6 protein-coding genes and 1 tRNA gene are annotated in these 13928 nt (G+C 57.3%); 3 read left to right on the top strand and 4 right to left on the bottom strand.

Annotated features, from left to right (window positions below; genetic code table 11):
- Positions 1–44: 44 nt before the first annotated feature.
- Complete coding sequence (locus K227x_RS18900; RefSeq protein WP_246145926.1) at positions 45–2510, bottom strand: DUF1592 domain-containing protein; 2466 nt, start codon at positions 2508–2510, stop codon at positions 45–47.
- On the bottom strand, positions 2511–3281 hold the full coding sequence (locus K227x_RS18895) for an MBL fold metallo-hydrolase (protein ID WP_145171928.1): 771 nt from the start codon (positions 3279–3281) through the stop codon (positions 2511–2513).
- A gap of 214 nt (positions 3282–3495) precedes the next feature.
- Between K227x_RS18895 and K227x_RS18890 the strand changes: the two genes are divergently transcribed.
- Positions 3496–3579: transfer RNA gene (locus K227x_RS18890), tRNA-Leu, on the top strand.
- Positions 3580–4061: 482 nt separating this feature from the next.
- Here K227x_RS18890 and K227x_RS18885 read toward each other — a convergent pair.
- Entirely contained in the window at positions 4062–5648 is a 1587-nt protein-coding gene (locus tag K227x_RS18885) for a N,N-dimethylformamidase beta subunit family domain-containing protein (RefSeq protein WP_218933367.1), read from the bottom strand.
- A gap of 143 nt (positions 5649–5791) precedes the next feature.
- Here K227x_RS18885 and K227x_RS18880 point away from each other — a divergent pair, with 143 nt between their 5' ends.
- Both K227x_RS18880 and K227x_RS18875 read left to right on the top strand, forming a co-directional pair.
- Positions 5792–9175 (top strand): PSD1 and planctomycete cytochrome C domain-containing protein, encoded by a 3384-nt coding sequence (locus tag K227x_RS18880; RefSeq protein WP_145171926.1) that lies wholly within the window; start codon positions 5792–5794, stop codon positions 9173–9175.
- A 123-nt stretch (positions 9176–9298) separates the two neighbouring features.
- Entirely contained in the window at positions 9299–10684 is a 1386-nt protein-coding gene (locus K227x_RS18875; RefSeq protein ID WP_145171924.1) for a DUF1501 domain-containing protein, read from the top strand.
- Between the two features lie 1361 nt (positions 10685–12045).
- On the opposite strand, the gene K227x_RS18870 is transcribed toward K227x_RS18875, so the two are convergent.
- A complete protein-coding gene (locus tag K227x_RS18870; protein ID WP_145171922.1) occupies positions 12046–13446 on the bottom strand; it encodes a hypothetical protein in 1401 nt (466 codons plus the stop codon).
- Between the last annotated feature and the right edge of the window lie 482 nt (positions 13447–13928).

Genomic DNA, 13928 nt, shown 5'->3' with positions numbered 1-13928 from the left:
GATGGGGCGTAAGACTTCTGACGCCGCCACCGCTGCGTTGAACTCTACTTGTTCAGGAACGCTTCGCTGGTCACGACCAGTTCCAATATATCTCGAACGCCATGCCCGCGTTGCTTGGACTCCGCCACCATCCGATCGATCATCGGGCGATCCGAAAATCCCATTTCACGGCCGGTAGCGAAGGTCAAAAATTTGGTCGCAAGCGAGCGTGCCAATGCGTCTTCGTCGGCAGCAAGTCGCTGGCGAAACTGAACGAATCCGTCGAATTTGCGTCCGTCCTGCATCTCGCCGCTGGCGTCCACGGCCTGGCCTAGCCGGTATTGAACGCGGCGTTGTTTGATTTGCAGATCGACCTTTTCTCCTTCGCCGAGGCTGCGGAATCGGTCTCGGTAGCCGCCGATCGGATTGAAACTTTCTAACGCAAATCCGGGCGGGTCGATCATCGCGTGACAACTGCGGCAGGAGTCCAGGTCACGATGCTTGTCCAGCAATTCTCGCAGCGTCGATGCGCCTCGGATGTCCGGTTCGACCCCCGAGATGCCAGGCGGCGGAGGGGATGGCGTGATCCCTAGAATTCGTTCCATCACCCAGACGCCACGGACGACCGGCGAAGTGTTGGTGCCGTTGGCCGACACTTTCAACACGCTGGCTTGGCTCAGCAGTCCGCCGCGAAGCGAATCATCCGACAGTTGGACTCTCTGCAGATCGGGGCCATGGACCGGATCGGTTTGTCCCAATCCATCGCGATAGTGATCGACTAAACGTTCATTCAAAAACGCAAAGTCGCTTTGCACAACATTGCGAACAGGCAGATTCTTTTCGATCAGTTCCGAAACAAAATGTCGCGTTTCGGCAATCGCTGAATGCTGAAGATAGGGATCGTATTCGGGGAATAGCGTCCGGTCGGGACTGGTGAATTCGATCTCGCGAAGGTTCAACCATGCGTCGCAAAAGTCGTCGATGAATCGTTGGTGTCGTGGGTCCGCGATCAGACGTCGAGTGTGCTGGATCAACGCCGACGGATCGGTCGACAGGACACCCGCTGCGGCTGCGTCTAGCAGGGCTTGGTCCGGCGTGGTGCGGACCAGGAAATAGGACAGCCGCGACGCAATCGCGTGATCGTCCAGCTTTCCGCCGGGTTCCTGCAGGTACAGGAAATCGGGGCTGCAGAAGATCGCGGCAACGCCGGTCCGCAGCGCTTCGTCAAAGGTCGCACCGCGATCGATCTGCTGAGTCATCAGTTCGATGATCGGCTGGACGTCCGAATCATCCACCGGCCGACGATAGGCAGCGGTCGCCACCCGCCGGAACACCTTGGCCGCGTCCGTCGCCGGCTGCGTGGATTCGGTGACAAAGTTCGGCTGGTACCACGGCTTTGTCTTGGTCGTCGGGTTTGTCGGTTCGACCTCGTGTCGGACCAACCCGGCATAGATCAATTCGTGGCCGCGGCCGGGAAATGATTCGAGGATCGGCCCCACCAGTTCGACTTGGTTGATCGCAAGTCCAGGACCGGTGTAGCCATCGATGCCTTGTTTTCGCAGGTTGTAATTGCCGGTGTCGATTCCCCAGGGATCGATCGAAACCATGAATCGAGGTTCCATCCACACGCGTTTTTCGACCGTGGTCGGTTGACCATCGGTGGATTCGATGGGGGGAAACTGAAAGTAACCTAGCGTCGGCTTGTCGGATCCGGGCTGGAAACTGGTCAGCCCTGCTCGAAACGTGATGGGTTGCTCGGCATGGTAGGCGTACCCGGTCACTCGCAGCGTGTACCAACCGGCCTGTTTGACTTCCGCACCACGTAGCATTCCGGTGGGGTATCCCAGGTCTTGGAAGAACACGACCGCGCCGTCATCGGCCAATCTCCAGACTTCGCCGACAAATTTTTCGCCCTCTCGCGATTCGGCATAGTTGGCCTGGATCACCTGCGTGGCCGGCCGTGACGTCGTCTTTGCAATGGCCGCGTCCATGACCGAATCGATCGCATCCAAGTACTTTTGCAGATGCACCATCGACACGCCCAAGGCATCGCCCACGTTGTCGAATTCGTGACTGCGACCGTCCTCGGGCAACATCATCGACAGGTCTAAATGAGTGCCGAATAGATCGTTCAATGTGTTGGCGTATTCGTTTCGGTTCAACCGCCGCAGCACCGTCTGTTGAAATCGACGACCCGCGATCTGTAGGAACACTTCGACGCTATCGGTGAATGATTCGACCTCCATCGCGTCGACCGCGGCCGCATCCGGCGGTGGCATCTCGCCCGATCGAACTCGATCAAAGATTCGCACCCATCGGGCATGGATCGCCAGATCCGAAACTTCCATCGAAAGGTCGGTCAGGTCCAAATCGGCCTCGGCACCGTCCCCTGAATGGCAATCGTTGCAGTTTCGTGCGAAGAAAGATTGCGACAGGTCGGCGACCGAGGCGGTTTCGGCGGCGGCGGTTTGACCATTGGCCAATGCGCAGCCGAACATCACCAAGAACCACCATCGAATTGGGTTTCTCACCTAGAACTCCAGCGTCAGGCCATCGGTCGCAAGCGTCACTTCGGCATCGACGCTTCGTCGAATCGCTTCGATATCGATGGGATCGTCGGACTCTTCGATCGGGTTGATGTGGGTCAGCAGCAAACGCTTGGGTTTCGACAGCGAAGTCACTTCGGCGACTCGGCTGGTCCAGCTGTGCCCGGTCTTCAGTGCCCACTCGGACGCATCGTCGCGAAAATAGCACTCGTGCATCAACAGGTCCGCACCCTCGCACCATCGTGCGTGTTCTTCGGATGTGTCGCCGGTGGTATCGGTTGCGTACACCAATCGTTTTCGCTGATCAGGCCAATCCATCCGGTAGGCGACGGAACCGCCCGGGTGATCCTGGGGGCGCCACGACACTTGGACGCCTTCGACCGTGAATTCGGGCTGGTCGTCGATCGCGATCCATTCCGCATCCAATTTGGCTGGGAAAATAAGATCGTGGAACAAATGGGTTTCGACCGCAGAAATTTTTTCTTGCTCGCCAAAAATTCTCAGCTTTTCGATCGGTTTCCCACGCCGCTTCTGGGCTTCGAACAACACGTCCAGCAGAAACGTCAGCCCAAAGGTGTGGTCCAGGTGTGCGTGGCTAAGCAAGATGTTCAGCGTGTCGGTTTGGATCAGCGGCGAAAGCCGGAAAGCACCGGTTCCCGCGTCCAAAAGGATGCCGGATTCGGGCAAAAAATAGCACGAAGTATGCCGGTCATCATTGGGGTGGTAGCCCACGGTACCCAAACAGTGAAGTCGCATGTGGCAGGCACCTGAGTTGATGGATCGACGAATACGGGGATCATGGCGGGGCTGAACCGAACCCCCGCGGGGCTAGTCTGACTGAAGGGAAGCTCGGGCTCAAGAACAATGCCGCTTGTCAGGAAAAGCGTCAGTCGATATTCTCCTTGCATCAGACGGGAAAGCCACAGTCGAAACAGCCCCTCGATTGACGTTTGATCATCATAAACCACATGCGGATGTGGCGGAATTGGCAGACGCGCTAGATTCAGGTTCTAGTGGCCGCAAGGTCGTGGAGGTTCAAGTCCTCTCATCCGCACTTTCCGAAAAACGGGATTTTCGCTCACAAAGCGGAAGTCCCGTTTTTTTGTGCCTAGGCGCCACGTCCATCGCTGAGTCGCCACTCTCTGGACGCGCAGGCTGAATCAGTACCGTGGTGGAATCGGTCCAGACCATCGGACCCAACGGAGGCAGGGCAATCCCGCTAAAAAAGAGCGTCCAGTTTAGCCGCGGAGCGGCAGCAGCTTTTTGCCGTGGGGCTGGCCCCACGGTTCGCGATGATTGAGGCAATCCTGCTCTTCTCGGCGGGGCCGCCTGAGGGCGGCCCGGCCGAGAAGAGCAGGGGTGGATGGCAAATCCGGTGGCCAGAGTCCACCGGCATGACGCTTTCGCCTCTCCGAGGCTGTCGTAAACTGGACGCTCTTCGAAGCCGGTACTACGAACGGAGCGAACTGATTAGCTGTAGCAGCGTCAAGCTCTCCAACCACGATTGCTCGCTGTCCTGTTCGATCAACCAGGCTCTTAGGGGGCCGCGCCTACCGATCGGTCGAATAAGTTTTTGGTGATCCGTTGCACCCGATCGTCCGGGCCGTGCGGACGGCTCCAGTGAGACCACGGCAGTGTGTGTCCCGGCGGCGAACTGACGGCCTGGGCCCAAAAGATCGTGGCGGCGTTGAACACGAAATTACCTTTCGGGCCAGGGTAGATCGTGGCCGTCCATTGCTGTGGGTTCACTCCGCCCTGCCATGCTGTGCCTGCGCCGACCACCCGCAGCCCATCGATATCCGCCGGCTGTCCGTGGTACTCCCAACCGATCAGTCCGGGGATGGAATCGCCGTCTTTGACACCCGCGCCGTCGAACATCCAGTGGTCTGATTTCGTGACGACCCAGTCGCCGCCACCGTTGACGGGTTCCACGTTGCGTGCGCCCATCAACAGCCCTTCGTCTGGTCCGCGGTGTGGAAACGGGCCGTGGATGCGTTCTCGATCTACCGCGTATTCATTGTCGCCACCGTAGGGACCACCTCGGAAGATGATGCGGTTGTCTTGCCCGCTGGACGATGAACGAAACGGTGTCACCCAACACACGCTGTTGCCCGAAAAGAACAACAGGTTGACACCCGCATCACGCATCGTGACGGCGCTGTTGAACTGGCGCAGATCCCAGTACTCGTCGTGCCCGATGCTGACAAACGCCTTGCACTTCAATCCGCGATCCGGCGTCAGCATGTCGCTGTTGGAACAATAGGCGACATCGTAGCCTCCCTTTTCTAACCAATAGGAAAGCGGGAATTCAAACGGCAGAAACTCGCCCGATCCGACCGTCAACGGATCGTTCACGACGCCGGTGTACTGGCCTTCGCGGCCGTAAGGGCGATCGAAACTGACATCCGCCCAAGGTCCTTGGACGCCTTTGGGATGCGTGTAGATCGAATACTGGTTGGGCCATCGGTTGTAGGCTTGCCAGGTATTGTCCGAGCACTGGAACAGGACGTCGGCCGGCCGGTCGTCGGTAACGATAAACACCACATAGCTTTGCCAGTAGGCTTCCGTTCCCTCGGGCTTGGTCGTCATCCGTCCCAAGTATACGCCGCTGATCCAGTCATCCGGGATGGTCAGTTGAACCGACGGTGACCATCGGCATTCGTGCAAGTTCTTCTCGCCGATAACGGGATCCGGTTGAATCTTGCCGGGCACCGAATCGACCGTCTTCATCAGCCTAGCTCCCCGGCCACCGTAGTAACCCATGCGAAAGAACTCGATCTTGAACTGCCGCACCGGGTTGGTCGAAACGCAGATGTCGATGCTCTCGCCCGCACGAACGCTCTGCTTCGAACAGTAGCCCTCGATCCATGGCGACCGGTATCCACCGTCATCGAGTCGGACTCTTGTCAGTTGCCAATCCCGTGCCCCTGCGTGCTGGTTTTCGATCTGAATCGGATTCAGTTGGCCTTGGTCTTCGACTGCACCATTCTGTCCACCGGTCGCGATGGCGGCTGCAGAATCGCTTGTCACCGTTTGCCCATGGCACGAACGCAGCGACCCGTCACTTCGCAGAACGCCAACGATAGTCAGCAGGCAGACGGCAATTCCGAGGTGGCGATTCATAGTGAAGCTTTGGATCTGGAGGGATTTTCGGTCACAAGCCATTCGTAGCACGTCACAGGATACAATGAAATTCCCGCCTCTGACTTCGTCGACGTGCAAGACCGACAAAGTTCCCGCCACATGAATCCATCGAACGACATCCCATGGTTGGAGTAGCCTACCCGCCGCGTCTCTGTCGACTGCTCTGGAACCAGTGCCTGCCAAGCTCGACGATCGCAATCGTCGCATGCTTTGCGCTGTGCTTCGCGGGACATGCATTGGCGGACGATGAACAGGATCGTTTTTTCGAGTCCGAGATACGGCCGATTCTGGTTCAACACTGTGTTGCTTGTCATGGTGCGACCGAGCAGAGTGGTGGACTGCGGTTGGATTCGAAGTCAGCGTTGATCAAGGGCGGTGATTCTGGTCCCTTCGCCGTCGCGGTTGCTGCCGACAACCTGCTGCTAGAAGCGGTCCGGCGAAGCGACAACGTGGCGATGCCTCCGGACGATCCGCTTCCCGAACCACAGGTTGCCGCCATCGCAGAATGGGTCGCCATGGGAATGCCCTGGCCGGACAATTCCGTGCCACTGCGTTCGGCCGCCATGGAAAACGCGGAAAGCCATTGGGCGTTCATGCCTGTCCGAAATCTACCGGTTCCAGAACTCCCCGCGAATTCGGTCGTCGGAGATTCGATTGCCGGAGATTCGATCGTCACGAATCCGATCGATGCGTTCGTGTTGCACACACTCGCAGAGGCCGGGCTGACACCTGCACCCGAGTCCGATCGCCGGACCTTGATTCGCCGTCTTTCGTTTTCGCTGACGGGGCTGCCGCCAAGCCCGGATGATGTTGATCGGTTCGCCGCGTCCACATCCGCGGATGACGATAGCGAATGGGTCGAAAAGTACCTTGCTGCCAAACAGTACGGCCAGCACTGGGGGCGTCATTGGTTGGACGTGGCTCGCTATTCCGACACCAAGGGATACGTGTATGGCCGCGAAGAACGTTTCTGGGTGCACGCCTGGCGTTATCGCGACTGGGTCGTCGACGCCCTGAACGAAGACATGCCCTACGATCGTTTCCTGCTGTTGCAATTGGCCGCCGATCAAACCGAAAACATACGAAGCGAAGATCTGGCTGCGATGGGGTTCCTGACGATCGGTCGTCGATTCTTGGGTGTCAACCGAGACATCATTGACGACCGCATCGATGTGGTGACTCGCGGGACGTTGGGCCTGACGGTCAGTTGTGCTCGCTGCCACGACCACAAATACGATCCCATCCCCACCGCCGACTACTACTCGTTGTACGGCGTCTTCGATAGTTGCCAGGAAGAACTGGTCGGGCTCGGCGAGAACACCGTCGATGACGCGTTCGAAACGGAGTTGAAGAAGCGACAGGCGGCGTTGCATCAGAAGTTGCAAACCAGTCGCGAGGAATCGTCCAAGCGAGCTCGTGGCAGGGTTCGCGATTACTTGTACGCTCAAACCGAACTGGACAAGTATCCGCCTCAGGGTTTCGATCAGATCTTCGAGGCGTCGGATCTATTGCCTGCGTTTGTCCGGCGTTGGCAGGCGTACCTGAGAACCGCAAAACGAGAACATGATCCCGTGTTCCTGCCTTGGCACCGGTTTGCGGAGCTGGGGCCCGATCAGTTTGCGGCCCAGGCGTCGGAGGTGTGTGAAGCGATCGCTGCGTCGTCGCAGGAACGGATCCATCCGCGTGTCGCCGCCCTCTTTAAAACACCACCGGCAAGCTTTACTGATGTCATCGATCGCTACGGCCAGTTGTTGAGTGAAGTCGATGCTGAGTGGGCGCAGCAGCCAGGAACCGAACCGCCATTGGACCCTGCCGCCCAACAGCTTCGTCAGGTGATGTTTGCAGCCGGATCGCCCTGCGAGGTTCCGGACGAAGGCATCGTCCATACCGAAAGGTTTTTTGACAGCGCTACCACGACGGCGCTGTGGAAGCTGCAAGGAGAGATCGACCGCTGGTTGATCAACCCGGCACAGCCACCCGGTTTTGCCTTGATTTTGAAGGATCGTGCCAGGGCGTCCGAGCCGCGGATTTTCCGGCGAGGCAACATCCAGACTCAGGGCGAAGACGTACCGCGGCGTTTTCTGGAAGTCTTGTCGCCCTCCGATCGAAAGCCGTTTCAAGTCGGCAGCGGTCGCCTTGAACTGGCTCGGGACATCATCGACGATTCCAACCCGCTGACCGCTCGCGTGATCGTCAATCGCGTGTGGGCTCATCATTTCGGTGCTGGTCTGGTTTTGACCCCCAGCGACTTTGGGGTTCGTGCCGAACGACCGTCGCACCCGGAACTGCTGGACTGGCTGACGCATTGGTTTGTCCAGGAAGGGTGGAGTTTAAAGAAACTGCATCGATTGATTGTCACGTCGGCGGCCTTCCGACGATCGTCGCTAGGCCCGACCAACCGAGCCGATCTGGATCATGCCGTGCAGGTCGATCCTGAAAATCGATTACTGTGGCGGATGAATTCGCGAAGACTGACCTTCGAACAGTTCCGTGATTCAATGCTAACGGCGACCGGTGAAATCGACTTGCAGACCGGCGGCAAGCCTGCGGATCTGTTCAAGAACACTTCGAACGTTCGACGCACTCTGTACGGATTGGTCGATCGTCAGTTCCTGCCCGCGATCCTGCGTGTGTTCGATTTCGCTAACCCAGACCTGCATGTGCCTCGGCGAAGCCAAACCACGGTTCCGCAGCAATCGTTGTTCTTCATGAATCACCCGCTTGTATTACGGCGATCTCAACAACTGGCATCCGTGTGCAGCGAAGACGCAGATCCCCGCGATGCTGTTGGAAAGATGTTTCAAAGAGTGCTGCAGCGACCGGCAACGGACGCGGAACTGACCGACGCGTTGCTGGTTGTTTCCCAAGCTGCAGCGGAAACGACGACCATTCGCCAGACCGCCGCCGATTGGACCTATGGCTATGGCAAATACGACGAAGACGCACAACGCGTCGCGGACTTCGAACCGCTCCCCCATTTCACCGGCCAATCGTGGCAGGGCGGTCCCTCGTGGCCCGATGGCAAACTCGGCTGGGTGCAGTTGTCCGCGGTCGGTGGCCATCCCGGCAACACGCGAAACACGGCATGTGTTCGTCGCTGGACAGCGCCTCGCGATATGACGGTCCGCATCGAATCCGAACTTCGCCATCAGGTCGCCGCCGGCGACGGCGTACGCGGCTTCATCGTCAGTTCGGAAACGGGGCAACTTGCTGCGGCAAAGGTGCATCAGTCATCGGCAGATTTGAATGCCGAAGCCCTCACGGTGACCAAGGGGCAGACGATCGATTTTGTGGTGGATATCGATAACGTGTTGAACAGCGATCAATTCCTCTGGAAAGTGACGATCGCGGACGAGCCAACCGCCGGCACAGCGACCGAAGCTGATGGTTCAATCGTTTGGGATTCAGAGGCTGATTTTCCAAGTGATGCGGCGAACCGCCTGACGCCGCTAGAACAGTTGGCCCAGATTCTGTTTTGCTCCAACGAATTTCTATTTGTGGACTGAAGAAGGAACGACACCATGACATTCAAACCCCCAAGCACCCGCCCGCCAAGTAGCGGAAGTCGTCAAGACTTTCGTACATCCGCACCCCACGCGAAACTCCCGACAAGTTCCGCAACGTCAAGAATGGTTCCAAACTTACTGAGCCGGCGCGAAATGCTGCTAAGCTCCGGAATGGGGCTGGGCGCTCTGGGGATCAATGCTGTCCTGGCGGACGACATCGGATCTGCCGGCGCCTCGGTCGGTCCGCATTTTGGTGGCAAGGCCAAGCGAGTGATCCAGTTCTTTTTGAACGGCGGACCATCGCACGTCGACACATTCGACCCCAAGCCGGCGCTGCAAAAGTATGCAGGCCAGCCTCTCGGCGATACGTTCACGACAGAGCGGAAGACGGGAGCCGCCTTTCCTTCGCCGTTTAAGTTCGATCGGTATGGGGAATCGGGGATCGAGGTCAGCGAACTGTTTTCGAAGACGGCCCAGCACATCGACGACATTGCCGTGATCCGGTCCATGTACGCTCAAGTGCCCAACCATGAACCGTCGCTGATGCTGATGAATTGCGGCGACTCCGTCCAGGCTCGCCCCAGCGCCGGTGCGTGGGTGTTGTACGGTCTGGGAGCAGAAAACAAGAACCTGCCCGGTTTCATCGCGATGTGTCCTGGCGGCCTGCCGATCAAAGATACCGAAAACTGGCAGTCGGCCTTCCTTCCCGGTTCCTTTCAAGGGACGCATATCGATACTCAGCACACGCAATTAAGTCGGCTGATCGAGAACATCGAACACCCACAGATCAGCACTTCCGATCAGAAGCGTCAACTGGAATTGTTGGCAAAGTGGAATCGCCAGCATCAATCCCAGCGTCTCGACCGGCGACTCGAATCCAGGATTCAGTCGTACGAACTAGCCTTTCGGATGCAGACCGAGGCCAGTGACGCGTTCGACATCGCCAATGAAACGCAGCACACACGCGACCTTTACGGCGACACCGTTCACGGTCGTCAAACGTTGATCGCCCGGCGGCTAGCGGAACGAGGCGTGCGATATATCCAACTGTGGCACGGGGCGGGTCAGCCCTGGGACAACCACGAAAACATCGCCGACAACCACCGCAAACTGGCGGGCGAAATTGATCAACCCATCGCCGCATTGCTGGGGGATCTGAAATCACGCGGCATGTTGGAGGACACGTTGGTCGTGTGGGGTGGCGAATTCGGGCGTACGCCCACGGTGGAACTTACCGGCGCTGGTGCATCGAAGTTAGGCCGCGACCACAACCACTACGGATTCAGCGTCTGGATGGCTGGCGGCGGCATCAAGGGCGGCACCGTCTACGGATCGACCGACGAGTTTGGCTTCAAAGCCGAAGAGAATCCAACCAGCGTCCACGACCTCCACGCCACGATGCTGTACGCCCTAGGGCTAGACCACAAACAGCTGACCTACCGCTACTCCGGCCGAGACTTCCGCCTAACCGACGTCCACGGAAACGTCATCCACGATATCCTTGCCTAGTGCCGTATTCCCGAACGCGGATGAGCACGCAAGGGAAAAAGCGAACTGTACCGATCCCATGGAAACACCGCTTCATTTTTAACGCCGGTGTAGGCCACCGGTGCAGGCGAGGACGGTCCCGCATGCGACGCACCTCACGACCTAGCGGCCAGGGGAACCGTAGATCGAGTCCTGGAACCTTTTCTGCCTCGGGCACACCAAGTTAGCCGTTCGGGTGTATAGGCCGCTTGGTCATTCTGCATCGTTTCATTAGTGTTCGATTAGCGGGGATTAGCGTTCAGCGCAGCCTGTTTTTGGGGAACACTCATCCACGCTAATCGCACACTCATCAAAAGCCCTAACGAAGAAAAGGTTCCAGGACTCAAATTCAGGGTGATCTTCTGGCTTTCCAAGAGAACGTTGCGTAGATCGATATTCAAGCAGATGCAGTTCGCCTTCTAAATTCCGGTGGCCTGCTTCGGATGCTGCTCCGATCGACGGAAGCGGAGCGGCGGGCCATTCATCGAAGGTCGCAGGCTACATTCAAGATGCAAATCGAGTCCGCGTACCTTTTCTTGCCCGAGTCCGCGTACCTTTTCTGCCCGAGCTAGGGAATCCGGCTGAAGCCGGTACTACGAAAGGAGCGGAATGAACAAGACGCCGGCGCTCCGGCTTGCGGGTAACGGTCAACTCGTTGCTTCTTGAACCACAGTGACCTTTTTCCGATCGTTGGCTATTCGTGTCATTTGTGTGATTCGTGGTTTACCTCTTGCTCGCGTTTGTGTGGATTCGGTTCGGAGCCGCGAAACGCGACCCTGCTGGGATTCTTTCGTCGTCGAAGCCGCAAGACAGTGGACCCGCAGTGACGATTCCGTTTTTGGTGAGTTGGGTTACTTCCCAAGGTTCCATGTCGGTGGATGATGAACGTGATTTCTAACCACGAATCACACGAATGACACGAATAGAAAAGTGATTGAATCGGATTCGCACGTAAACGATTTGCAGATCGATTTTGAAACGGCCTCAGTTTGCCTTCCAATTTTCGATGGCTGACTTCGGATGCTGCTCCGAGCGATGGAAGCGGAGCGGCGGGCCATTCATCCAAGGTTGCAAACACGTTTCGAGATGGAAAATGGAGTCGCGTACCTTTCCTTGCCCAATGACCCCGTTGCCTCGATGCGGCTTGATAGAGGCCACCCGGCGTCGGCCATCGGATCACCCTGGTCTGTTGGGCAAACGCGCGTCGCCCCAAATTCCGGTCCAGTTCGATTGGCTTCACCTGTCCTGCCTCAGAACAATCAGAAGCGATTGCCAGTTTTTGAGTCCTGGAACCTTCGTCGCTTTTAGAGAAACGACGTGTCGCCCTGGTGATTCGATCGCTCTTACTCGTCGCAAGGATCCTTCACCAAGTTCATCGCTTCATCGATGAGCTCTTGGTAGCGAGGGCTGCTTCGTTTCGCATCGAACCGTTCCAGTTTTGAGTCCCAGGCAATGGGATTCGATCGCACCTCTTCGATGAGGCGAAGCCAGAGAGCGTCGGGGATTTCCGGCCCCGCGTAGTGAGGGTATTCAGGGTCGATTGGTAAGCCGACCATCGCCAGGGCTTGCCGACGGATGTAGTTAACTTGAACCGTGCCAGCGTATTTGTCTTCGTTCTTGTCAGTGATGGCCTTGATAAAGGGGGCGTTGAGTAGACTTTCTGCGGCGTTCAAGGGATCGACCGTCGGTTCAAATGACTGATTGCGAATCCGCCCGTGCTCCTTGATCCACTCGGAGAATCGATCGATTGATGGGATCATTCCTGAGTGTCCGGCCCCATGCCGTCCCGAGATGAATGGGATGTGGCCTGAGAACATAACAGATCCATTGGGCCATTGTTTCTTAAGTGCTTTGCCATCTGCGCTCCATTCGAAACCAAAGAGGCAAGTGTAGCGCGGCGGACGAGGGCTTCCGTCATTGGGTTCGAACACCAAGTGGGTGATCATTCCGACAACGCATTCATTTTCAAGTCCGCTGGCCGACCGGTCACGATCGCCGATTCGGCCATCGATAAATGCATCGATTGCAAGCAGTGCCGCGTCCTTGCCCGCTCTTTGCAAGATCAGTGCCGCCCGAAGCAACTGAGTGCCATCGAGATCTTCATCGGGCCATTGTCGCAAACGATTCAGCTCGAAAGTCGCTGGAGCCATCTTTGGTGCCGGAGGCAGCTCCAGCATCGTAACGCTTGATGAAATGGCAGGCCAATCGTTTCGGCGGGTGACCCATCGTTCGCGGCCTTTCCTGCCAGTTCTCGCCGCTGCGATGGCTACTAGCACATTCCCCATGTTGTCAAGTGATAGGTCCGTTTTAGAAAGATCGGCCGATCCCTCGAAGTTGCCATCCTCGTCGCTAAAACCGTCCACCATCATGGTCTCGTCGTAGACGGCCTTCTTTGACCAATCGAGACGTCTTTCGGATTGTCTGGCAAGATAAATAGAGAAAGGCTGGTGGCTGAGCGGTAATACCGTATCGGCTTCGTCGATATGCATCAATTTGCCCGAGAGGATCAGTTCGTTCCCGAGCGCATCGGTTTTGAGCGGAAACCAGCGAACCTCTAGCTCCTGTTGCTCGAGTTCGTTGGGAAAGGGAACAGGCGTTGCCGTTGGATCATCAATCGAACGACCGCGTATTTCCAATCCAGTTTTACCATCGGTGGAACTCGAGAAACCGCCCGAGTAGGCCGCTGAACTGGTCAGCCACATAGCAAGGCAAAGAACGATCCCCACGAATGCTTGGATGCCCATCGTCTCCTCCATCGCTTTCGAGTTTCCCGATCAAAAAACCTTGCACTCGGTCATTGTATCGAATTTGTTTCGGGACGTCGAAATTCTTTAGTGATTCACGAGAACGTACCGGTGGTCGACATCGGATGCTCCGGTTCAACGAAGAAAAGGTTCCAGGACTCAAATTCAGGGTGATCTTCTGGCTTCCCAAGAGAACGTTGCGTAGATCGATATTCAAGCAGATGCAGTTCGCCTTCTAAATTCCGGTGGCCTGCTTCGGATCCTGCTCCGATCGACGGAAGCGGAGCGGCGGGCCATTCATCGAAGGTCGCAGGCTACATTCAAGATGCAAATTGAGTCCGCGTACCTTTTCTTGCCTTGTGGCAACACTGCCATCGGGGGCAGCGTGAGACAAGGATACTCGGGTAGCCCTCTCTTCCCTAGGCGTTCAGTGTTCCAGGAAATCCGCAGTTCTTCAAATTCGAGACTGACCCCACACGAAG

The organism is Rubripirellula lacrimiformis (assembly GCF_007741535.1).
GTDB lineage: Bacteria > Planctomycetota > Planctomycetia > Pirellulales > Pirellulaceae > Rubripirellula > Rubripirellula lacrimiformis.
This window is presented reverse-complemented; position numbering and strand designations above follow the sequence as displayed.

Bases quoted from the DNA above. Each gene is read 5' to 3' on its own strand.
- K227x_RS18895 (WP_145171928.1), bottom strand. From the start codon at position 3,281: ATGCGACTTCACTGTTTGGGTACCGTGGGCTACCACCCCAATGATGAC.
- K227x_RS18885 (WP_218933367.1), bottom strand. From the start codon at position 5,648: ATGAATCGCCACCTCGGAATTGCCGTCTGCCTGCTGACTATCGTTGGC.
- K227x_RS18880 (WP_145171926.1), top strand. From the start codon at position 5,792: ATGGTTGGAGTAGCCTACCCGCCGCGTCTCTGTCGACTGCTCTGGAAC.
- K227x_RS18875 (WP_145171924.1), top strand. From the start codon at position 9,299: ATGGTTCCAAACTTACTGAGCCGGCGCGAAATGCTGCTAAGCTCCGGA.
- K227x_RS18870 (WP_145171922.1), bottom strand. From the start codon at position 13,446: ATGGGCATCCAAGCATTCGTGGGGATCGTTCTTTGCCTTGCTATGTGG.